Genomic DNA, 20,119 nt, shown 5'->3' with positions numbered 1-20,119 from the left:
CCTCGAAACCTTCGGCTGGATGCGCAACAAGGGCATGAAACCTTCGGCTGGATGCGCAACAAGGGCATGCGCTATCACACGATGGTCGAAGTGGAGCGGGACGGCTGGGACAAGGTGATGAAGGCCGCGCTCGCCGAAGCGCGCCAGAACACCAAGAAGCTGTGGATCTCGTTCGACGTCGACGTGCTGGACCCGGCCTTCATGCCCGGCACCGGCACCCCCGTTCCCGGCGGCCTCACCGTGCGCGAGGCACAGCCGATCATGCGCCGCCTCTGTGCCGAGAACGACATCGCCGGCATCGATATCGTCGAAGTCGCCCCCTATCTCGACACCAGCTACAAGACCGCGCTCAACAGCAATTACCTGCTGAACGCCTGTCTTTCCGGCATCGCCATGCGCCGCAAGGGCCTCAAGCCCGGCTATTTCAGCCCCGTGTCCGTGCAGGACGCGCGCGGTCGTTCGTAAGGAAGATCTGACCATGGCACGCAAGACCCTTTTCGCCGCGCTCGCGGGGACCTGCCTTCTGGCGCTTTCCGCCGCTGCCCCGGTGCAGGCACAGGCACAGGCACAGGCACAGGCACAGGCACAGGCACAGGCACAGATGGCCGCACCGGCCGCCGACCCGATCGCCACGCTGCCTGCCGACCAGCGCGCCTTCGTGGCCGACGGCAGGACGCTCGCCCATCTCGGCCTCACGCCTGAAAAGCTCCGTACCGCGCTGGCGCCGCGTTCAGCCGAAGACCGCGCCGCCTATGTGAAGGCGCTGATGGACATGGTGCAGGCGGCGAAGTTCCAGCCCGGCGTCGATCCGGCGGAAATCGCGCTCAACCCCATGGCGCGCGGCTGGAACGCCACCACCACCGTTCGCCCCGCCTTCCTCGACAAGGTCCAGCGCGAGCCCGGCCCGTTCAGCCTCAAGCGCTATCAGTTCCAGAAGCCCGGCGTGCCCACTTTCGCGGATGCGCCGGTGGCGATCCGCAAGGAAGACCTGGTGGCCGGCAAGGTCGAGGTCGCCTTCGTCGGCGTGCCGCTCGACTTTTCGTCCGGCTGGCGCGATGCCAAGCATGCGCCGGTCGCGCTGCGCGGGATGGACGGTCTGGTCGGCGCCGATGCCGATGGCGGGGTCGATCCCGGACTGGTGCTGACGCTGGCCGACTATGGCGACCTTGCGATCGACTACATGGCCCCTGATCGCAGCATGGATCATGTGCGCTCGATGATCGCGGAAATGGCGGCTGCGGGCGTGAAGCCCTTCATCGTCGGCGGCGACCACACGCTCATGTACCCGGATGTGGCGGCAATGGTCGACAGCTACGGCGCGGGCAATGTCGCGGTCGTCCAGTTCGATGCCCATCCCGACGCCATGCTCGACGATCCGCACTTCATATCCGACACGCAGACGCTTTCGCGCCTGATGCAGGACAAGGTCATCAAGGGCACCGACGTGATCCACGTCGGCATGCGCGGCGCGATGCCGACGTGGAAACGCAGGCGCGCCTCAAGGCGGCGGGCGTGCGCATCAAGCCCACCGCCGAGATCGCCGCGCGCGGATGGCAGGCGGTGACGCAGGAGATCGTCTCGGGTCTTGCCACGGGGCCGAAGAACGTCTTCGTCTCGTTCGACATGAGCGTGCTCGATCCGGGTGAAGTCTCGGCGGCGGGCCGCCCGGTGCCGGGCGGGATCTCCATGCGCGAGGCGATCCCCATGGTCCGGGAGATCTGCACGAAGAGCAATGTCGTCGGCTTCGACCTGCTGGATACCGCGCCGATCCTAGATACCACATATGTCAGCCGGTTGAGCGCGAACTACATCCTCCACGCCTGCCTTTCCGGCATCGCGCTGCGCAAGCAGGGCAAGGGGTAAGAAAGAGACACGAAAGGCCCCGTCCCGGACGATATCCGTGACGGGGCCATTCGTGCGTCCGCGCCGCCTAGGCCGTCACGAAGCCGGCCACCCGTTCGAACATCCAGAAACTGCCCACCGCGCCCACGCCGTAAAGCGCTGCGGTTCGCGCCGGGGCCGCCAGCGAAACCGTGCGCAGCAGCGCCAGGCTGGCCAGGACCGCGCTGACGAACAGCAATTGCCCGATCTCCACGCCCAGGTTGAAGAACGCGAGGCTGGCCAGCTTTTCCCCCTCGCGCACACCGAGTTCGCCCAGCGCCGTCGCGAAGCCGAGGCCGTGGAGCAGGCCGAACAATGAGATCACCGTCAATTGCCGGGGAAACGAAAAGACCTGTCCGCCGCGCGCCAGGACCAGCGCTTCGCGGGCCATGAACACGATGGAAAGCGCGATTGCCGCCTCCACCGGCGGCACCGGGGCGCGGATCACGTCGAAGAAGGCCAGGCCCAGCGAGATCGAGTGGCCCAGCGTGAAGCAGCTTACCAGCGTGACGAGCTGCCGCCCGCGCGCCAGCAGCGCGAGGCAGAGCACGAAGGCAAGGTGGTCCCACCCCATGAGGATGTGCCACAGGCCCTGATCGAGGAATTCCGCCGCCAGCGCGCCCAGCGAACGCGGTCCGGCCGCGGTCTCGCCGACCGGCACGACGATGGCGCCGCTTTCCGGGCTGAGGGCGCGGTCCACCTGCACGCCCAGCACGTTGCTGACGAAGCGGCCGCCGTCCACTTTCCACGGGGTGCGGATGGTGTCGGAGGGCCGGAATTGGCGGTTGCAGCGCAAGGTGAAGCCGAACTGCGCCCGACCGCCCGCGCTGTGGCGGGTCATCCCGGTCTGGCGGCATCCGTCCGGCCAGACGAGCGGGCTGGAAGAGGCCACGGTTTCGGGAACGGCGGCGGTGAATTCGTACTCGCCCGGCTCCTCGCCGCGGGTCAGGGCATAGTCGCCGGACAGGAAGATGTCGGCCATGGCCGCTTGCGGCGCCAGCGCCGCGCAGCCCAGCAGCAGCGCTGCGGACCTAGTCCTCCACGACATCGTATTTCTCCTTGAGCCGCGCCACCGCCCCGTCGATCGCGGTTGACGTCTGGGCGTTCATGAAGTCCTGCCGCACCTGGTCGCGGACCATGGCGTAAGAGCGGCGCCGGGCGGCCTCGCGGCTTTCCACGCGCACGAAATGCCAGCCTCGGGCGCTTTGCAGCGGGCCGATCCAGCGGTCCTGCGGCGCGGCCTTCAGTGCCGTGACGAAGTTCTGCCCGAAGATGCCGCGCACCATGCTGTCGCCATATCCGGGGAAGCTGCGGCCCAGCCAGAACTCGTCCGAACGGATCGTGCCGCCAAGGTTGAGCGTTTTCAGCAGCGCGGCGGGATCCTGCGGTTTTTCCGAGAGGAACACCTGCGAGAACGTGGTGCGCGGTTCGCCCTGGTAGCGGGCCAGGTTCTCTGCGTAGAAATCCACCAGACCGGCCTCGCGCGGCTCGGCGGGGGCGCCTGCGATCAGGAAACGCTCCTTGTCGATCAGCACCTCGCGCGCCTCGGGAGAGGTCATGTGCAGGTTACGGTCCAGCGCGTCGCGGAACAGCAGTTCGCGGGTGATGCCCTAGGGCAAGCTTACCTTGACCGTGAGGCAAGCTTGAAATGACTTCAGTGACGGATTTTAGCCAATTTTGGTACGAGCCGCGCGAACAGGAATTGGAACAGCCGCCAGTCTAGCAGGCCAGCCGCGAGATTCTGGATGGCTGAGCGGCTCATTTGCAGCCTGCACTTCAATTACGCTTACAGTTCGACAAGGGCGCGGCCAAGGTTTGGCAATTCACCGAGAGGTGTACGCGGGCGTTAGTTTCGGTGGATACGACGTGTTGCGCGGCCGCATCAGCTGCGATCTGTTCTGCCGAGCTAAGGTCGATTTTCTGTGGCGACTTGATCGCCGTGATGTATCAGCGCGTGCGACCCGATGAAGGGGTTCCTTCATCACAAGACTGGCGGCCTGTTAGGCCGCCTTTTTTGAATCGTCGCCATCGCACCTTACGTGGCTAGAGCTTTAGAAGCATCGCGTGGCTATAGCCGAGCTGTTGGTACGCGAGCGCGGACAGGGCACCGTCGCCGACCTTAAACCCGTGGCGTTCGAACACGGCATGCGCTTGTGGCGAAGCTGCGATGAGAGAAATGCGTGACAGGCCACGCTCTTTGGCTACCATCTTAACGCCATCAAGCAAGTCGCCGAAAACACCTAGCCCATGATATCCACGCGCTCCTATTCCGTTTTGCGGCTGTTCAAGTTTGCGTCGGATGTCTGAAAGCTCGACGTCGGCAATGTGAAGGTCGTCGGGAAAACACTGGCAGAGTTCGATAACCGCGAACGGGTAATCTGGCATGATTGGGCTGTACAACTTGGTGGCAAAGGCGTCTTGCAAGAAAGGGCGCCCCCACTTTTTATCGAGGAAGCCGGGGAAAAGATCAGGCCGTGCGGGATAGACCGCGCCAATCTCCTGGTCGTCATCGACGAGTTGCTGCGCCACGGCATAATCCCATCCATATAGGCCCGTCGTCATCATGCCCGTTGGATCGCGCTCGATGTATTCCGCAGCCGTATTTGCGGTGACCTTTTCCTCGAAGTCACCGATCTTCGCACGAATGGCGTCGCGCGGAATAGCATCGGAAAGCCTCAACATAATTCCCCCTCATTCTCTCTACGAAATGCGGTGCACGGGAGCGATCGCCGCTGCAATCATATTTAGGCGTGCCCGCCACAAAACGATCCAGTTTGGAGTGCGCCTTATCAGCGATGTCGCTCGATCAAGGGAAAGCCGCGCGCACAGCCCAAACTGAAGGCGCGGCCTAACGAGCTGAAGAGATTTTGTAGAGTAAAAGTAATTAGTGAAATTATTATCAATATAAAGTATAAGATAGTTCGACAGAGGTTGCTATCTATCAACAAGGATATTCATGAATATTATAAATAATTCACACGGAGAATTAAAGCGTTTGAACGAAGAGGTTCTCCAGCCCGGTGACATCGTCTTGGTCACCCAACGAGGGGGAGTAAGCTCGACGATTCGCGCATTTACGCTCAGCGACATTTCGCACGCCATGGTCTACATTGAGGACCGCTCGGTGATCGATGCAAGGCCGGGGGGAGTGCGCTCGGCAAACACCCAGCGGCTGTTTTTTGATGCCGATCTTCCGGTATACGCGCTGCGGCTGCGCACCCCACCGTCGCCAGCGCAGCTCCGGACGATCGAAGCGGAATTGCGCAGCAAGATCGGCGCGCGCTACTCAGCGTTAGAGGCGGTGCGAGCGGTCCTTCCAGGACAGCGCCGAGCGAGCCGTAAGCAATTTTGCTCGCGCCTGATCGCTCAAGCTTTCGCTGCTGCGGGAATTCAGCTGGTCGCGAGACCGAACTTCTGTTCCCCGGACAAGCTGAAAAAGAGCAGGCTCCTTGCTCCGCTTAAGAACGCGACTGTAGTTGCCGCCCCCGAAGAGATCGCCTTCTTCGAAAGCCGTGTGGATATCCCGGAACTGATGCATGAAGCCACTAACAACCTCCTCGATGGCGCACGGAGGTTCGATCCCGCGATCGAAAATCTTGACGATCTGAATGAGCATTTGGTCCGGCATCCCGAACATGATGCGGCACTGTGCCGCATCTTAAAGGTCTCGGGCTATCTCGAAATTTGGCAAATCGAGAAGGCCAAGAACCCTTGGCAGTATGATATCAACCTGATGCATCGCGAGCATCCGAAGGGCATGACAGGGTATTGCCTTGACGTCCTCCGAAACGAGACGAGCCAGCCCAATCGTTATCAGATCAATCGAACTGGTTATCATGGCTTCGCGCAAGCCTCCGGCTGCCGTTATTTCAATATGATGGCGGAACTATATGATACATTGGAAGCGCTTCATCAGCTACACGTCGACACCGTGCAGCAGTGGCTCGCCGCCCAAGTTTCGCCGTCGGCCTGATATTTGTCCGGCGTGATCGATCTCGGCGGCGAGGTGTCTACTACGAGCATGCATGGGGTATTGATATACTTATCGATCGTTGATCACGTCGATCGTGAAAAGCTGCTAGGGGCGTGACGGTCGAAAGGCACGCGAAAAATCGGCCAAGAGATCGGCCAAAACTGAAGTGTCCTAGAAGTTATCTGGCGGAAACGTTTGACAATTGTTCGCGTTCGACATCGGCCATTTTTCAGGAAATATCGGCGATAGTCTCGTCGCCCGCCCGACTTGGTTCAAGGCGTTGCGAAGTCGATCTGCAACTGCTTCAAGAAGGGAGGGGAGGATACCAATGATGGCACGCCTAATCGTCACAGCTATAGTTCTTGCGGCAAGTTCGTTCGGCACAGCTTTCGCCAAATCTGCGGATCCATTGCAGGGCTTGGCTAAGCATATGGTGCGATCAATCGACTTCGACTTATGCCTCCCCGCCGATGCAATCGAATACGAAGCCTTGGGCAAACACGCAGTCATTCAACTCGTCACGTCGACGGCGATCGCCGCCGAGCTGCCTCTGAAATCGGTCTACGTCGATGTGCGGGGCGTGAACGTCCCGCTTCGCCGGATTTGGCGCTCAGGAGTGGCGCAAAATGGTGACCGATATGAGCAAGTCTCCTTTTACGTCATCCCGATACAGTTCACCAAGCAGGAAGGCCGCCTTCTCGCGGACTTCACAGGCGAGCGTCGCGGGTTCGGCATCTCCACCTTCGGTCCCACGATGTACGATGACGCGGCGCCGGCGTTCGTTCGACTGGATGCCTATGACAGCCCTGGAGAGCCGGATGAGGCGTCTCTGCGAAAGCTACTTGTCAGGGAATATCCAGATTACTTTATCGAGTGAGCTTATTCGCATCCCACGCCATCGCCGTCTCGGTCTAGATGCCTTCCGTACCCCGGGGCGCCGCGGCGAACCGGGGCAGCGCCGGCGGAACGCGCCACTGAGCAATTAGGGAAATAGATGTCGCCGCCCACCGCTCGCTGCGGGCGATCAGCCGGAGGTGCCGATCCTCCCGGCGAGCGGTGGCATGTCGACCACCATTTTTTCTATCATTATGGCAGCCGTCGGCAGCTAATCCGCCAGGATGTGCGATGGCGCTGGTTGCAGCGCCGATGCCAACTAGAATTGCGAATAAGCGCATCCCATTTCCCCCGGAGGTGGTTTGCCTTTCAAATCTAAAAATGTCGACCCAACCATCCAGTTTGGCCGCGATAGCGCATTCGGCTATTTGCACCGATGGCCGCGCCAGTACCGATCCCAGCGAGCGGCGTAACCGCTCCGAACCATGGCGCAGGATGACAACCTGCTCACGCCTTTTTGGAAACATTGGTTCGCGACACCCGCGCAACGCTGTCTGATCCCGTTCACCGCGTTTGCAGAGGCGGAGGGGCCGAAGGGGAAGATGACGCGCACATGGATCAGCGTCGAAGATCAGCCCACCGCGGCATGGGCGGGACTATGGCGCCCATCCGATGAATGGGGTGACTGCTACACGGGCGTCATGGTCGACGCGACGGAAGAATTGTTCGACATCCACGATCGCATGCCGGTCATATTGCATCCCGACGAGCATGCTTGGGTGAACTGCCCCGATGAGGATGCACTGGCTCTAGTTCGAAAATACCCTGCGGGCAGACTTGTTGTCGATCGCACCGAGGAATCTTGGTTCAAGCGGAAATCGAACGAGGGGCCAACACTGATCTGATCGGCGAACCGTGCCGCTGTCACGCAAGGCAATTGAAATCGGCAAGCAGCCTAGAGATTGTCCTTATCAATGGTAGGCTGCTGTGGATCATCCCCTCTTTTCTTATCTTTCTCAAACTTGGTGAGGAACTGGTCCAGCTGATTGCTCGCGACACGATTCACGAAAAGGATCGAACTTCCTTCGTTGGTGCAGTGCTCGCCGCGCACCACCATTTGACCAGACTCCCAAATTCGGTAGGTGCAATCGCCGTTAGGCCGTCGCTCTGACTTGCCATATTCCGCATCAAGAATCCCGATGTAGCGCTCATAATCGGCGGTGCCCGCCAACGAGTATCGCGCGGTGTGAAGATGTTTTGCAAAACCCTCGATCGCGATCTCAGTAACACCTGCAAGGCCGGTAGGAGGCGACAGCAACCATTTAGGCGCAACGTCATCAACATTTGCCGCACTCTTCAGAGCTGAACCTCGCGCCTTGAATGCTTCCACGATGGCGTGCGCGTCACTGGCGATTGGGCTCAGCCCGGCCAGTCGAGCCTCAGTCGATGGATAGGGCTCGACATTGATGCCGTAAACGCGCTCCCAAAATCTCGTAACGAAAGGATCTTCGCCGATGAATTTGGTGTCGCTGATAATCGCGGACGGTCCGCCCGGTACTATGGAGGTCAACGTCAATCGGGCGTTGCGATAAATTATCCTGTCGCGATAAGCGACATTGCCGGCAGCGAAGCGAGCGCCGTCCCGGATATCTCCGGCCCTGCAGTTTCTTAACCGATCGAGATTGCGGATACCTGCGGCGGCAACCAAGAGATATGTGCCTTCTCCCGGCTCTCTGAACAAGCTGATATGAACGCCTTCATACTCTTCGGTCGCGGTGTCGTCGGAGCAAGCCCAGATGGCTTGATGCGCGCTATCAGACGGCTGGCTGCCGCAGCCAGTTAAAGCTTCAACAGACCCAGAAAGCTTTTCAAAGTCGCCCTGCTCTCGCGGGATGATGTCTAATAGACCGCACCAATTCATTGCGTGAGCGCTGTTCGGCGTTGCCGCGAGAATCGCCGTGACCAAAATCCCGATCTTCAATAGTCCACCCCCGCATTGTGTGTATTTCATCGAGCGCCCACTCCCAATTTTTCTGCCCTGTAGTTCAGCCATCAATTTGCTGACGGTTCCGCAGCGGATGGCTCTCCTTCCTCCCAAGGCTCATCGGCTGGAAGTTCCTCGGTCGGCGGCTGGCCGACGGCGTCCGGTGCAGGCGCAAGCGCGGCAGTGGGCCTAGACGGTACGACCTCATCCTTGGCCCAGTCGGCCACTTGCAGCTTTCCTCGCATTGCGTCCTGGAAGGCCGCGCCGATGATTGAGTCGAATAGGCGATGTTCCCGCCGTAGCTCATATCAATGATCCGGCAGGGCGATGCGCAAGAGGCCCGATGGCTTACAGTGCCATTAGTATTCATGGAAGCCAGCACATGCTGGCCTTCTTCATTCTTCCCGAGATACTGGTACGCTACCACCGATCCAGCTGCGCGGCCCTTTTTGCGGTCCTCGTCCGAGACAGCTGCGACGTAATAATAAGTCCATCCGCGCTTTTCGTCATAATTATGATCGGGCACTGAAGGAGAAGCGTCGGTGGGCGCCGATTCCGCATCGAGAGACGCCGGCGCCGTCTCCATTGTCGGATCTGCAGCAGACGGGTTCTGGCTGTTGTTGTCTGCTGCTTTGCTGCAACCTGCAGCCAGGCTGGCAATTGCGGCTGCCGCGCACGCGAGCTTCGCATATCCAAGGTACCCCAAAACCGATCCCCCAATTCGATCCGTCCGACTGCAACTATCGAGCGGACTAATAGAATTCGCAATCAAACATTGGTCGCGAGGCCAGATCGCCGGCGGTCATTGAACGGCCGAGGTGGACGTCATTTGCTTCGACACCCGGTTCTCCTATCCGTGTTCTGTTAGCGATATGGTTCACAAGCAATACCGTCGCTGTCGCCGTCCAATCCGTCGCGATAGCCTGGCTCTCCACGATAGACGGGAGCTGTACCCGCGGCGCGAGCATCGTCACATTGCCGCCAGTAGTCGCCCTCTTGCGGCGCGCGCTCACGCATGATTCCGACTTCGACGGCTACGTCGCTCGCATTGGCAACAAACGCTTGTCGCCGGTCAGGATCGGTAAGGCTCCAGCCTCCACCAGCGAGAGCCCCTATAAGGCAGGCGGATAGCAGATATCCCGGGGCAGACGACGAACGTCGCCCTTGCCTTTGGCGTTGTGCGGCATAGCGCCGGGGTTCATGGTAGCGCCTTCGCTCTCTCATGAAACTATCGATACTTGCCATCGGTAAATGACGCGTGATCAAAGTCGCGTAAATCGCCGGGGAGCGATTGGTCCGGATCCGCACGTATTCAAATTGATTTACGCATCGAGCGCCGCCGTTTGTGTCCTGCCAGCGGCCGCACATCTGCTGCAGCCTTCCCCAACCCGCCATCTAAGGCTTGCCGATATAAGGTTCGCTATCTAACTAATGCCTGTCTTTGGATTGGAAGGGTACGGACATGGATGATAACGAAACGCTTGTGACGCTGACCGCGGACATTGTCGCCGCGCACGTAAGCAATAACAGCGTTGCGATATCGGATATTCCGCTCGTTATCCGATCGGTGCATGAGGCATTGTCGGCGCTTGGCGCCACAGCCGTGCCAGAGGTCAAACAGGAACCGGCTGTCTCGATACGCTCATCGGTCAAGCCGGATTACATTGTCTGCCTGGAGGACGGGAAGAAGTTAAAGATGCTTCGCCGCCACCTGATGACTCACTATGGCATCACGCCCGATGAATACCGGGCGAAATGGAATCTGCCAAAAGATTATCCGATGGTTGCGCCGAACTACGCCGAAACTCGGCGCGCACTCGCAAAGCAAATCGGCCTTGGAACCAAAGGGCGAGGTGGTGGGCGTAAACCGGCGGCCCGCGGCACCAAGAGCGGCAAATAGCAGGGCTGGCGCGTGTTGAGCGGTACCGCTCGCGTCTGACAGGTCAACGAAATTGGGCCGCGTTTTCATTAGAAACGCCGGCCCTTGACGAAGGCGCCCAGTCTTTATGACGCGGTATCTATTACTTCCTCGAAGCTAATCTCCGATGACGGACTTGGGGGAGGTAGGCCAGATACCCTCCGCTACGTGACGCGGAGCACGAGTTCTGAGAACTGAAGCCGCGGCTAGCCACTAATCCCAGTGGCCCCTTTTCAGCGAAAACTGCCTTTGCAGCCTCGTGGTCTTCCGGAAGGTAGTCGTCGTTACTCATTTGAAATCTCCTTAGGTTGTAGACCCAGGAGAGGCCGGCCCCTCCTGGGGACCGGCGGGCAGTGATGCCTGCGGGACCTCGCCTTCCGGGCGAGGCTGGCACACGAGGTGCCATGTCACTCTATAGCTGGTAACTATCTTCTCGCTTTCAATGCCCTTCGTCGCCGGAACGCGCGTTTATGTGGCGGGTAATCTTTGGACCGTTCCTGCGATGCGCAAGCAATGACATGATACTCGCGCTGTGATAGCCGCTTCGCCGCATGGGAATTACCACAAAAACCGTCAAAATTCTGTGGGCTGCAGCGGGCGGCCGATGCGGATTCCCAGATTGCTGGGAGCGTTTATGCTATCACGAAGCCGGCCCGATCGCCCCTTATACGTTGGGCGAGATGGCGCATATCTGCGGCGATAAGCCGGGCTCCAATCGCCATAACCCAGATCAGACGGACGCTGAGCGGGACGATTATCGAAATCTCATTCTCCTATGTCCGACGCATCATACGCTGATCGACCGAAAGGAAAACGAAGCTGCATACCCAGTCGAGCTGCTCCTCGAAATGAAGGCCGCGCATGAAGCCCGGATCTTGGACCTTTTGGACCTTGGAGGCTCGCCGACCAAGGGGCAGCTCGCGCGCAGCATTCTTCCGTTGCTCGAGGAAAGCAGGCAATCCTGGGCTCAATTCGGACCAACGTCAGAACTTGCGCGCTCGCGGCCGCATGACGAGGCGGCGCACGCCGTTTGGAAGGCCGAACGGCTCTCGGTCATCGTGCCCAACAACCGCAAGATTGCCGCACTCCTAAATGACTTTGCGGGAGATTTTGAAGCGGACGAGCAGGCCATCGTAGCTTCTTTCCAGTTGCATGAGCGCAGCTACGAGCGCTGGGTTGAGGACGAAACTACTTATGCTGCAGTCAAGCGTTTCCCGACGGAATTCGATGACTGGGTGAGGAGGGCCGCCCATGCCGGGGTTTAGCGATCAATTCCCGTGGCCAAGCTACTATGGCAATTATGACTACTTCGAAAACCGGATGGCGCGTCACCAAAAGGTCGCCGAGCTGACGGCCGAAGGGGATGGTGTATATCGTCTCCGCAGGACAAGGGGCGACGTGCTACGGCTCTTCATCTGTGAGTGTTACGCGTTCGGCGTTGCCGATTATATCGAAACCACAGGAAAGCTCGGGCATCTCGATCTCGTAATCATCAACTCGGCATGGTGCGGCTACTCGCCTGATGCGAAGCGATATTGCCGGGACGAAAGCGTCGGCCTGTTCGAGATCGGCGAGCTGATGGGTGCTCTCCACCGGGACGATTATTGGAATTACCTGACGAAACGCGAAACCGATCTTTTCAGAAAGAATGGCTGGCTGTGACGCTGAGTGCGGCAATCTACGGTTTCGGCTCGGCCTTCAGCGATGCCGCCAGCTCCAACGATATCGACATCCTGATCCTTCATCCGAGCGGCGATGTCGCGGCATGCCGTTTCGCGATCGAGTGCAAAGCTCGGTTGGGACAGCTCATCAGAAGCGTCGATGTGACGATGCTCTCGGTGACCGAAGAGGCTCACTTCAATTTCATTCAAAGATCCGGCGCTCGCCTGCTGGCAATCCTGCGCAACGATCGCCTGGATGCCGGCCTGCACGGGTTGGTCGCCGAAATCGATCGACTAACGGCCGATAAAATCTTGCGCGCTGCATAGACGCCCGAGCGATACCCTACCTCGGATGAGGCCCTGTCGGTCGAACCGGACGAGCCGCGGCACAAGGTCGCCGTCTCTCGCAAGATTCGATTATCCGCTCCTGCGATACCAGGCCCCTCGCTTGCAGCCGGTCGCTGATCGGCGTCGACCCGTCCCGCTTTATCAAGGGTCGCACTGAGTTTATGCAGTAAATGCATCAATTATATTGACTGCAGCAACTCGGTTCTCCATTGCGAGCGGATGGGACGCCCAGCGCGAATTGTAGATTTGGAACTTGCACGCACGATCGAGGGCCTTGTCTCGAGCGCGGGGTCCGTTCGTCGCGTCGCAATGCTTCTGGATCTCGATCCAGCCACGCTTTCTCGCAGTCTTGGAATAAGCGCTTTTGCGCGGACGACGCGGCTGAAGATCATGGCGAACCTCGAAGCGGCGACGTTGGCAGTAGCAGCGGGGCGGCCCAAAAGTAGCAGCGGACGTAAACTAGAAAATAGTGAAACGCTGTTGCATATACTGCAAAAACTTTATACTCTTCTCCCAGATGCGATGGCTGCGCTACAGGACACGTCCGACGGGCGCACTAATCGAGGTGACGAGCAGGAAATTCGACGATGACCACCGCCAGGCAGATCATTGGAATGATACGGAGCCATGCCGTAGGCGATAATGAGCGCTTCCTCTCGATCGCGGAGGAAATAGCCAACGAGGCATTGCGCGCGGGGAAGAATCGCGTTGGCGAAGACATCCATAACCTGCTTGCAAATGTCCGCGCGAATCCCCGCGAGAATTCGACACAACTGCAGCCAACTCCTCTGGCTAAGCCGAGAGGTGAACTGGCGAACCTTCTAAAGGTCACATATCCGGAAACGCGGCTCGCAGATCTGGTTCTCAATGCTGAGCTTCGGCGGAAAATCGAACGCATAGTTCGTGAACAGCGGGAAGCACCCGCACTCGAAGCGCATGGCCTCGCCCCGCGTAAGCGTTTCCTCTTCTCCGGCCCCCCGGGGACAGGAAAGACTATGACCGCGGCAGCAATTGCCGGCGAGCTCTCCATGCCGCTCTTCACAATCCTGCTTGATGGCGTGATCAACAAGTACATGGGCGAGAGTGCGGCAAAGCTCCGACTGATATTTGACTCGATGCATCACAGCCGCGGAGTCTATTTCTTCGATGAAGTCGACGCGCTAGCGACCGCGCGGGGCAACGAAAATGATGTTGGCGAAGCTCGCCGCGTTCTGACTTCGTTTCTTCAGTTTCTCGAAGAAGACAAATCACGCAGCATCGTCATTGCTGCGACGAACTTGCGAATGCTCCTCGATCCTGCGATCTTTCGGCGTTTCCAGGGCGCGTTCGCGTACGCAATGCCCAATGTCGAAGAGGCGCGTGCCGTGCTGAGGCACCATTTGCTCGTTTTCGAACGAGACGATCTCAAATGGGAACTTATCGATCAAGAGGCTGCTGGTCTGAGCCAAGCGGACCTGGCTGCTGCTGCAGACGATGCGGCGCGCGACGCAGTATTAGATCAACAAGGCGATCTGACAACGGATATATTAATTCGCAGTCTTAGAGATCGTCACGCGATTCACGCTATTGAAGAAAGATAAAGTTTAGGCTTATTGGCTGTACCAATTGAGGGACAGCGATGCCTGACTATCCACATATTCACCTTCGTAATCTCGGCCAGGCGTCGAAAAAGTTCCGATCGCGCGGCATGAACTCGTCACCGCCTCCTTCCCCGGTTGAGAACCGAAAGGAGCACGCTGCCAAATTGCGGACGCAGCTCGTCTCGCTCGCTGGAGAGATCACGGAATTTGCCAAAGACCAAAAGCTGGCTGGCGTCGAGAATAAGAGACGGGGAGTTCCGGTCACGGCGATCGGCCGCGTTGACGAGCAGTTGCGCGTCGGCACGCTGAAGCTGAACAGTCAGGGGCTTGAGCTGCTGAGCCTGAAGGAGCGAGGGAGTGCGTCGCAGGAGAAGAGGTCGGCAAATTTCTTCATCACGAAAGCGCAACTAAAAGCCCTTCACGCTGCCCTCGATAGATATGAGGGCCATAAATCGGGGAAACGTCCCCGCCGCTTCAACCTGTTCGAGACGGTCACATCGTTTCGCCTTGCGACTGTCGACGACCTTTGGACGGGGCAAATGGACATGCTTCCGGATGGAGAGCAGGTCGTGGAATGGGAGGTCTGGGTTCGCCTGGGCGCTCAAAATCTTTTCAACCGCTATCTGGACCGCCTCGGACTTGCAACGAGTGGCGAACCCACCGTTTTCGTCGATGTTGCGATCTACAACTTCGCGGCAACTAGAACAGATATCGAGCTCTTGATCCGCGGTACAGCGGCCGTCGTCGAACTGCGCAATGCGTCTTCATTCGTAACGGAATATCTCGATCTGGATCCCGAAGGCAGAACGGAGAGCGTCGAGGCGCTCACCAACTTGCTGTTAGAGCCTTCCTCGGATTCTCCGGTCACTACGGTGTTAGATACCGGCGTCAATCACGCTAACCCACTGCTGAGTATTGCGCTGCCTTCAGATCGTTGCGGATCCATTGATGCGACCTGGGCGGCGAATGACCACAATGGCCATGGTACAAATATGGCGGGCATCGCGCTCTACGGTGATCTGGAAGCCAAGATAGAGGCGAACTTGCCTGTGCAGCTGTACACGCAGCTTGAGAGCGTCGTCGTGACTGCTCCCCACGGCACCGATCATGTTCCCGGGCATGAGGCAATCGTGCGCGCCGTCAACCTACTTCCGCAGGGCGGCCCGAGCCGGATCTTCTGCTTGGCCCAGACGGCGCCAGGCGATTTCAGCGACGGTCAGCAATCGGCGCTCTCCGCCGCGGTCGATCGGCTTGCATGGAACGACGGCAAGGCATCCCGTTTGATCTGCGTCGCCGCGGGGAATGTTCCACCCACGGTCGACAAGCGCTATCCGGTTGGCGCCTATGAAATGCGCAATTCCGAGCACCGCCTCGAATCTCCCGCGCAGGCTGTGAACGCATTGACGGTAGGTGCAGCGACAGAGCGTCAATCGGACGCTTGGCAAGGCTTCGCCCCCGTTGGCGACTTATGCCCGTCGTCGAGGACAAGCCAAACGTGGGAACAACACGACGCCTACAAGCCGGACATCGTCATGGAAGGCGGCAATCATATATTGGACGACGATCCGCTCTTCTCTCGCGCAACCAATCACACTTTGTTGCTCACGACGAATAAGAATTATCCAAATCAGCCCTTGGGATGGACTGGCGAAACCAGCGCCGCGACAGCGCGAGCTGCCGGATTGGCAACTCGGCTCCAAGCCCAATATCCAAATTTTAGAGCCGAAACCCTGCGCGGCTTGATGGTCCATTGCGCCGAGTGGACGCCTGCCATGCTCGCTCGCGCTAAACAACTCGAGACCCTCGGCATTTCAAAGCAAGATGCTTTCGAAACGATGTTGCAATGTTACGGATGGGGTATTCCCAACGAGGAAAGGCTGTTTCGGAGTGCTGGTGACGCCCTGACGCTGATCGCAGAGGATAAGCTGCAGCCCTACAAGCTGCAGGACAATCGCATCTCGCTCCGTGAGATGAAGTACTTCAAGCTTCCCTGGCCGACCGATATCCTGAAATCGCTCAACCAGGCCGAGGTCGAGCTTCGCTGCACGCTCTCATATTTTGGGGAGCCCGATCCGCATGCGATAAGCCGGAACCGCTCTGATCGATACTCTTCTCACCGTTTGCGGTTTGACGTCAGGCGCCCAGGCGAGGACGATCTCGATGCTATTAGCCGGATCAACCAATATGCGAGCGAGGAAGATATCGAAGATATCGCCGATGCGGAGACGTTTGGTCTGGCCACGACTGTTGGTGATCCGGGTTGGCGCCTAGGCGATCGCAAACGGCGGCGGGGCACTATCCACCATGATATCTGGACCGGAAAAGCTTTTGACCTTGCGGGCCGGGACGCCGTTTCGGTTTTCCCCGTACGTGGCTGGTGGGGTGATCGCAAAAATGACGGCTACGAACACCGTTCTGTGCGTTTCAGCGTCATCGTCTCGGTGCGTACCCAGGAAACGAATGTTAACCTCACTGCCGAGGCAATGTCCAAGGTTGCTGCAAAGAACCTTGTTGCAGCCCCGACACTGATCACAATCTAAGCGAGTTGCCGTCAGCCTTGCACGGCGACAGCTTTGCCGCCGGCGATAATTACTACGCGCCGGCGGTCCTTCGAAGCGCTCCCGCTGGGCTGCATCTCGACAAATTCGGTGTCTTCCGAATTCAGGACTGACGCGGGAACGAGGCCGGCTTGAGGCGACGACTCGTCGCCCAAATACCGCTTCCGCAATTCCGCTATATCGGGAGTGACATATTGGGCCTTCACTCGAGGCGACACGGCGCTACGCTCGCCGCGTGCTACGACTTTCCAACCCGGCAATGCCTCCTCAGCGATCTCTTTGACTGTTTTTGACACGGTCGCCTCCCTCTCACCAGCCTAGACCTAGACAGGTGAATTGCCGCCACGTCTTATATTCGGCGGGCGACAATGTAGCACCTTCGTCGGACATATCTAAAATATAATCGACCTTCGCTTGCTTTAAGGCGGCCGCTGGAGGCTGCCCGTTCAGGATATTCCCCCAGAATTTTCGATGAAGCGGCCCCGCAGCCGTGGCGTATGGGGGAAGGGGAGGGGAATAGTGTAATCCCGTTGCACCCACGAAAGCGCGAGCACCTGCATGAACAAACGCCGTCGCCAGCGACGCAGAACTGAGTCGATCCGTAATCTCTTCACTATCCCACTCGGCTGCCAATGTGTCGGTAATCAGTGCGCCGTGGCAGCATCCGGAAAAGACGATCGCATTCGTGGCAGACGGGATATCTGAAAGGCTCAACGCCGGAACGAGTGACCCGTAACTGTCATCGGCCTCCATCGTCTCTCCCCAGAAGAAACGAGCATCCTCGGAAAGACCATGCAGCATTAGATATACGTATCGGGCGTCGATTTCCTCGGGAAGCACATGTCCTGAAAGCGTTGGCTCGGACTGATGCATCACTCCCCCTGGCGCGATATCTGCGAAGATATTGTCCGCAAATGGCCGCCGAAAATTCCGCAGGCCGAACGCGGGCTTATCTTTTTTCGCCACCGCCGCCACGCATTCAAAAAACCTGCTCCGCACCCTCCATCAGGAATGCGGGACACAGGCAAATCCGGAGCACCGCGACCTGCTAGATCGCCATAAGGATCATCGCTCCAAACAACATAATTGTCGGGGTCCGCATGTCTTGCGTTCTCGATTTGCCGCCGAATACGCGGAGGAAGCGTATCCACGGAAAGGGCCGGGATGACACTGTAACCTCCGAGGATGACGACACCCGCAGAACCACTGGCAAGGCGAGCGACGTCGAACGGTGTCATGTCAGTGACCAGATCAACAAGCTGATGGCCACTCGCGCGTATCAAATCAAATGACTGATCCGCAGCGCCTCCGATGCGCGCTTTTAAACGCGCTTCGTGGGTTACAAAAGTCAGTCGGGGCAAGCCCGCTAACCGAGACGCCCCGGGACTGGGCTGGGGCGTCGGCGGCACTCGCCGATGACGGGGGCGCTTGGCGGGTGCTTTCGAAGAAGCCGGCTTGATCTTGTCGACACCTGCATCTGAGAGCTCTCCGCGTGCGATTTCGAAGCGCGGGTCCTCGGAATCAAGGCGCAAGGAAACCAAGCCGTTTCGATCAGTCCTCGCCCATTCGATCTGGCTGGAGCGATCACTCAACAGCTTAAGCACCTTTTCCGAAGGGTGGCCGGGATCACCGGCGCCGGTGCTAATTCCGAAGCGGCTGGTCTCGTGCACTGCGTCGAGAAACGCATTGTCAGTCCCGTTGGCAGCGCCGTGATGGGACAATCGCACAAAGGCGTAGGGCCCGGCATTACTGACGCTGTTGCGGAGCGCCACCATGCGCTGCCTCAGCCCACCAATTCCAGGGGCGGCAAATTGCATATCGCCGGTAAGGAGCACCGCGCGTGGTCCAGTACCGATCCTTAGAACGATGCTCTGATTATTGAGCGCCGCACCTGTTGCTCCGTCTTCCAGCCCCCCGTCGGGAAGCAGGCGCTTAGCCAGAAATCGGTAGATCTCAACCTCATCACCTTGGTCAGTGACCGCATCCGGAAGTACCAACTTCTTGCGTCGTTCGCGCTCAATCCGGTCCGCGCATAATAATAGTTGATCAACCTCAGGACCCAGGATCTTGAAGCCACAACCTTCAAAAGCCTTCTCCAGGCGGTAGTGCGGATCCCGGCCATATTGAACGACAACCGTCCCGCAATCTTCGAGATCCGTCAGCAATTTTGCATAGCGCTCCTGTAGGGTTGCGGCGGTATCGATTAGCGCGCGCACTTCTTCCGTGGTCGCGGAGTCTGGAAGAGTTTCCTCTTGGAGAGCGGCAGTTACTCTTTCGAGCGGCGTGGTCGGTCGGCACGGGAATTCTTCCTCGAGAGGAACGCCAAATCCCATTCGGGCGTCTGCGAGCAACGCCCACTTCGCACGGATCGTGCCGCCAGCGACCAATTCCGGGATGCACCCGATGTGGTCGGAGTGGCAATGCGTAATAACGATAAGATCGAAATCATATGGCGCATCATTGCCAGTCAGCTCCTTGAGCTGATCCGGAAGCGATGCTGGCATCCGCGTGGAGCAGGCTTCGTCTCCCTTGTGGGCGCCGTCGATCAAAATTCGTTTGCCGTCGATTTCGCAGTAGGTGCAATCTCCGTACTTGCGGTTGCCCATGTCGAGCATAGCCACGTGCATTCGTCCAACTTCCCCCATACGCGCTCTTGTACGACGATCTTAGCCGCCTCATCATCTCGAATTTGGTGCCATCAGATATATAGCGAGGCACGAACCATGTCAGGTTATGTTGCTGCGCTTTCCTGAAACGTCAAATTCGGAAATACGTCCGGCGCAACTTGCCCCGGGACGTCCCTTTCACATCAGAGTTTCATCAAGCCGCCATCGACTGCGATGGTCTGACCGGTAACGAAACGGGCGTCGTCGCTGGTGAGAAATGCCACCGGCCTCCTAAGCGATCTCCTACGCCCCTGGTCCCGGAGACTCCAAGGATGACGAGCCAGAGCAGCACTAAATACCCGGTGGGGGCCGCTCGATCTTTGAGTGCATTGTAAATTGACGGACCTTCACTTAGGGCTCATCCCCTTATTCTTTAAAAGGCGAGCCAAATTGGAAGAGATTGACTGGGATAATTTGCCTCCAACAACAGTTCCTGAAAGTGCCCAAGTTCGCGTTCGCGGATTCACCAACGGGGAAGCTGCCGAAAAGCTTGGCCATGTCGTCGTCGAGTATGTTGGAATAATGGGCTCGTTTTTTGATCTCAGCTTGCTCGAGGGTGTCACCGTTGCAGTCGATTACGACGCTGCTCTCGCGTCAATCGACCAAGGCATGGATGGCCTAGGCTCAGGACCCATTGATAGGCCTGCGATGATGTGATTCAGGCTCCCCAAGGAGACTGAGCATGAGCGACCTGTATTGGCTTACGGACGAGCAGA

The 20,119-nt window shown here is 58.6% G+C and carries 23 protein-coding genes and 2 pseudogenes; 14 read left to right on the top strand and 11 right to left on the bottom strand.

The annotated features are described in order from the left end of the window. The 3 genes from ADT71_RS02545 to ADT71_RS02535 all read left to right on the top strand — a co-directional run. On the top strand, nt 1-465 hold a 465-nt coding region (locus tag ADT71_RS02545; protein ID WP_197282892.1), incomplete at its 5' end, for an arginase family protein. Nucleotides 466-478: 13 nt separating this feature from the next. Then, nucleotides 479-1,564 carry an arginase family protein gene (locus ADT71_RS02540; protein ID WP_054434819.1) on the top strand — a complete coding sequence of 362 codons (1,086 nt, stop codon included), beginning with the start codon at nt 479-481 and terminating at the stop codon, nt 1,562-1,564. Then, entirely contained in the window at nt 1,513-1,863 is a 351-nt protein-coding gene (locus ADT71_RS02535) for an arginase family protein (protein ID WP_231635500.1), read from the top strand. The genes ADT71_RS02540 and ADT71_RS02535 overlap by 52 nt, the downstream gene beginning before the upstream one ends. 67 nt (nt 1,864-1,930) lie before the next feature. Here ADT71_RS02535 and ADT71_RS02530 read toward each other — a convergent pair whose 3' ends face one another. From ADT71_RS02530 to ADT71_RS02520, 3 genes are all read right to left on the bottom strand, one after another. Then, complete coding sequence (locus ADT71_RS02530) at nt 1,931-2,929, bottom strand: HupE/UreJ family protein (protein ID WP_054434815.1); 999 nt, start codon at nt 2,927-2,929, stop codon at nt 1,931-1,933. After that, nucleotides 2,913-3,440 carry a peptidyl-prolyl cis-trans isomerase gene (locus ADT71_RS02525; protein WP_054434813.1) on the bottom strand — a complete coding sequence of 176 codons (528 nt, stop codon included), beginning with the start codon at nt 3,438-3,440 and terminating at the stop codon, nt 2,913-2,915. The genes ADT71_RS02530 and ADT71_RS02525 overlap by 17 nt, the downstream gene beginning before the upstream one ends. A gap of 484 nt (nt 3,441-3,924) precedes the next feature. Further along, the gene (locus ADT71_RS02520; RefSeq protein WP_054434811.1) at nt 3,925-4,563 is read right to left on the bottom strand and encodes an N-acetyltransferase; all 639 of its coding nucleotides are present in this window, start codon (nt 4,561-4,563) and stop codon (nt 3,925-3,927) included. A gap of 274 nt (nt 4,564-4,837) precedes the next feature. On the opposite strand from ADT71_RS02520, the gene ADT71_RS02515 reads away from it, so the two are divergent. Together ADT71_RS02515 and ADT71_RS02510 are read left to right on the top strand one after the other, a co-directional pair. Then, nucleotides 4,838-5,854 (top strand): YiiX/YebB-like N1pC/P60 family cysteine hydrolase, encoded by a 1,017-nt coding sequence (locus ADT71_RS02515; protein ID WP_082370112.1) that lies wholly within the window; start codon nt 4,838-4,840, stop codon nt 5,852-5,854. Between the two features lie 202 nt (nt 5,855-6,056). Continuing rightward, nucleotides 6,057-6,731: a hypothetical protein gene (locus ADT71_RS02510; RefSeq protein ID WP_156336422.1), complete on the top strand. Its 675-nt coding sequence runs from the start codon at nt 6,057-6,059 to the stop codon at nt 6,729-6,731. A 2-nt stretch (nt 6,732-6,733) separates the two neighbouring features. On the opposite strand, the gene ADT71_RS31880 is transcribed toward ADT71_RS02510, so the two are convergent. Together ADT71_RS31880 and ADT71_RS32640 are read right to left on the bottom strand one after the other, a co-directional pair. Then, complete coding sequence (locus ADT71_RS31880; RefSeq protein WP_231635499.1) at nt 6,734-6,829, bottom strand: excalibur calcium-binding domain-containing protein; 96 nt, start codon at nt 6,827-6,829, stop codon at nt 6,734-6,736. A gap of 116 nt (nt 6,830-6,945) precedes the next feature. Next, a pseudogene (locus tag ADT71_RS32640) lies at nt 6,946-7,029 on the bottom strand (hypothetical protein); the annotation flags it as partial. 144 nt (nt 7,030-7,173) lie between these two features. Here ADT71_RS32640 and ADT71_RS02505 point away from each other — a divergent pair. After that, the gene (locus ADT71_RS02505; RefSeq protein WP_054434804.1) at nt 7,174-7,593 is read left to right on the top strand and encodes an SOS response-associated peptidase family protein; all 420 of its coding nucleotides are present in this window, start codon (nt 7,174-7,176) and stop codon (nt 7,591-7,593) included. A 50-nt stretch (nt 7,594-7,643) separates the two neighbouring features. Here the strand turns inward: ADT71_RS02505 and ADT71_RS02500 are convergent, their stop codons facing one another. Together ADT71_RS02500 and ADT71_RS32635 are read right to left on the bottom strand one after the other, a co-directional pair. After that, complete coding sequence (locus tag ADT71_RS02500; protein ID WP_054434802.1) at nt 7,644-8,699, bottom strand: hypothetical protein; 1,056 nt, start codon at nt 8,697-8,699, stop codon at nt 7,644-7,646. Between the two features lie 837 nt (nt 8,700-9,536). Next, on the bottom strand, nt 9,537-9,689 hold the full coding sequence (locus tag ADT71_RS32635) for an excalibur calcium-binding domain-containing protein (RefSeq protein WP_231635498.1): 153 nt from the start codon (nt 9,687-9,689) through the stop codon (nt 9,537-9,539). A gap of 445 nt (nt 9,690-10,134) precedes the next feature. On the opposite strand from ADT71_RS32635, the gene ADT71_RS02490 reads away from it, so the two are divergent. From ADT71_RS02490 to ADT71_RS02465, 7 genes are all read left to right on the top strand, one after another. Next, nucleotides 10,135-10,572 carry a MucR family transcriptional regulator gene (locus ADT71_RS02490; RefSeq protein WP_054434797.1) on the top strand — a complete coding sequence of 146 codons (438 nt, stop codon included), beginning with the start codon at nt 10,135-10,137 and terminating at the stop codon, nt 10,570-10,572. Between the two features lie 569 nt (nt 10,573-11,141). Then, a complete protein-coding gene (locus tag ADT71_RS02485; protein WP_054434795.1) occupies nt 11,142-11,855 on the top strand; it encodes an HNH endonuclease signature motif containing protein in 714 nt (237 codons plus the stop codon). Further along, the gene (locus tag ADT71_RS02480) at nt 11,842-12,252 is read left to right on the top strand and encodes a hypothetical protein (protein ID WP_054434793.1); all 411 of its coding nucleotides are present in this window, start codon (nt 11,842-11,844) and stop codon (nt 12,250-12,252) included. The genes ADT71_RS02485 and ADT71_RS02480 overlap by 14 nt, the downstream gene beginning before the upstream one ends. Further along, nucleotides 12,249-12,578 (top strand): hypothetical protein, encoded by a 330-nt coding sequence (locus ADT71_RS02475; RefSeq protein WP_054434791.1) that lies wholly within the window; start codon nt 12,249-12,251, stop codon nt 12,576-12,578. Before ADT71_RS02480 ends, ADT71_RS02475 begins: the two co-directional genes overlap by 4 nt. 330 nt (nt 12,579-12,908) lie before the next feature. Beyond that, nucleotides 12,909-13,190, top strand: a complete 282-nt coding sequence (locus ADT71_RS31055) for a hypothetical protein (RefSeq protein WP_132469644.1) — start codon at nt 12,909-12,911, stop codon at nt 13,188-13,190. Next, complete coding sequence (locus ADT71_RS02470) at nt 13,187-14,179, top strand: AAA family ATPase (protein WP_054434790.1); 993 nt, start codon at nt 13,187-13,189, stop codon at nt 14,177-14,179. Before ADT71_RS31055 ends, ADT71_RS02470 begins: the two co-directional genes overlap by 4 nt. A 38-nt stretch (nt 14,180-14,217) precedes the next feature. Then, nucleotides 14,218-16,719: a S8 family peptidase gene (locus ADT71_RS02465; protein WP_082370110.1), complete on the top strand. Its 2,502-nt coding sequence runs from the start codon at nt 14,218-14,220 to the stop codon at nt 16,717-16,719. An 11-nt stretch (nt 16,720-16,730) separates the two neighbouring features. On the opposite strand, the gene ADT71_RS32630 is transcribed toward ADT71_RS02465, so the two are convergent. From ADT71_RS32630 to ADT71_RS35395, 4 genes and pseudogenes are all read right to left on the bottom strand, one after another. Beyond that, entirely contained in the window at nt 16,731-17,033 is a 303-nt protein-coding gene (locus ADT71_RS32630; RefSeq protein ID WP_132469643.1) for a hypothetical protein, read from the bottom strand. Nucleotides 17,034-17,046: 13 nt separating this feature from the next. Further along, entirely contained in the window at nt 17,047-17,610 is a 564-nt protein-coding gene (locus ADT71_RS31050) for a CHAT domain-containing protein (RefSeq protein WP_156336420.1), read from the bottom strand. Further along, nucleotides 17,610-19,352 carry an MBL fold metallo-hydrolase gene (locus tag ADT71_RS02460; RefSeq protein WP_231635501.1) on the bottom strand — a complete coding sequence of 581 codons (1,743 nt, stop codon included), beginning with the start codon at nt 19,350-19,352 and terminating at the stop codon, nt 17,610-17,612. The genes ADT71_RS31050 and ADT71_RS02460 overlap by 1 nt, the downstream gene beginning before the upstream one ends. 194 nt (nt 19,353-19,546) lie before the next feature. Beyond that, nucleotides 19,547-19,696: pseudogene (locus tag ADT71_RS35395) on the bottom strand (SDR family oxidoreductase); the annotation flags it as partial. 97 nt (nt 19,697-19,793) lie between these two features. Here ADT71_RS35395 and ADT71_RS02455 point away from each other — a divergent pair. Then, nucleotides 19,794-20,060 carry a hypothetical protein gene (locus ADT71_RS02455; protein WP_132469641.1) on the top strand — a complete coding sequence of 89 codons (267 nt, stop codon included), beginning with the start codon at nt 19,794-19,796 and terminating at the stop codon, nt 20,058-20,060. Nucleotides 20,061-20,119 lie beyond the last annotated feature (59 nt).

This window comes from Novosphingobium sp. ST904 (genome assembly GCF_001298105.1).
GTDB lineage: Bacteria > Pseudomonadota > Alphaproteobacteria > Sphingomonadales > Sphingomonadaceae > Novosphingobium.
The sequence above is the reverse complement of the archived record's forward strand: the minus strand, read 5'-3'. Positions and strand labels throughout refer to the sequence as shown.

What these genes read in the sequence shown, in the direction of transcription:
- ADT71_RS32635 (WP_231635498.1), bottom strand. Translation starts at nt 9,689, where the DNA reads ATGCGTGAGCGCGCGCCGCAAGAGGGCGACTACTGGCGGCAATGTGAC.
- ADT71_RS02500 (WP_054434802.1), bottom strand. Translation starts at nt 8,699, where the DNA reads ATGAAATACACACAATGCGGGGGTGGACTATTGAAGATCGGGATTTTG.
- ADT71_RS02505 (WP_054434804.1), top strand. Translation starts at nt 7,174, where the DNA reads ATGGCGCAGGATGACAACCTGCTCACGCCTTTTTGGAAACATTGGTTC.
- ADT71_RS02515 (WP_082370112.1), top strand. Translation starts at nt 4,838, where the DNA reads ATGAATATTATAAATAATTCACACGGAGAATTAAAGCGTTTGAACGAA.
- ADT71_RS02465 (WP_082370110.1), top strand. Translation starts at nt 14,218, where the DNA reads ATGCCTGACTATCCACATATTCACCTTCGTAATCTCGGCCAGGCGTCG.
- ADT71_RS02520 (WP_054434811.1), bottom strand. Translation starts at nt 4,563, where the DNA reads ATGTTGAGGCTTTCCGATGCTATTCCGCGCGACGCCATTCGTGCGAAG.
- ADT71_RS31050 (WP_156336420.1), bottom strand. Translation starts at nt 17,610, where the DNA reads ATGCATCAGTCCGAGCCAACGCTTTCAGGACATGTGCTTCCCGAGGAA.
- ADT71_RS02525 (WP_054434813.1), bottom strand. Translation starts at nt 3,440, where the DNA reads ATGACCTCTCCCGAGGCGCGCGAGGTGCTGATCGACAAGGAGCGTTTC.
- ADT71_RS02460 (WP_231635501.1), bottom strand. Translation starts at nt 19,352, where the DNA reads ATGCTCGACATGGGCAACCGCAAGTACGGAGATTGCACCTACTGCGAA.
- ADT71_RS02490 (WP_054434797.1), top strand. Translation starts at nt 10,135, where the DNA reads ATGGATGATAACGAAACGCTTGTGACGCTGACCGCGGACATTGTCGCC.
- ADT71_RS31055 (WP_132469644.1), top strand. Translation starts at nt 12,909, where the DNA reads ATGCTTCTGGATCTCGATCCAGCCACGCTTTCTCGCAGTCTTGGAATA.
- ADT71_RS02530 (WP_054434815.1), bottom strand. Translation starts at nt 2,929, where the DNA reads ATGTCGTGGAGGACTAGGTCCGCAGCGCTGCTGCTGGGCTGCGCGGCG.
- ADT71_RS02470 (WP_054434790.1), top strand. Translation starts at nt 13,187, where the DNA reads ATGACCACCGCCAGGCAGATCATTGGAATGATACGGAGCCATGCCGTA.
- ADT71_RS02480 (WP_054434793.1), top strand. Translation starts at nt 11,842, where the DNA reads ATGCCGGGGTTTAGCGATCAATTCCCGTGGCCAAGCTACTATGGCAAT.
- ADT71_RS02485 (WP_054434795.1), top strand. Translation starts at nt 11,142, where the DNA reads ATGGGAATTACCACAAAAACCGTCAAAATTCTGTGGGCTGCAGCGGGC.
- ADT71_RS02540 (WP_054434819.1), top strand. Translation starts at nt 479, where the DNA reads ATGGCACGCAAGACCCTTTTCGCCGCGCTCGCGGGGACCTGCCTTCTG.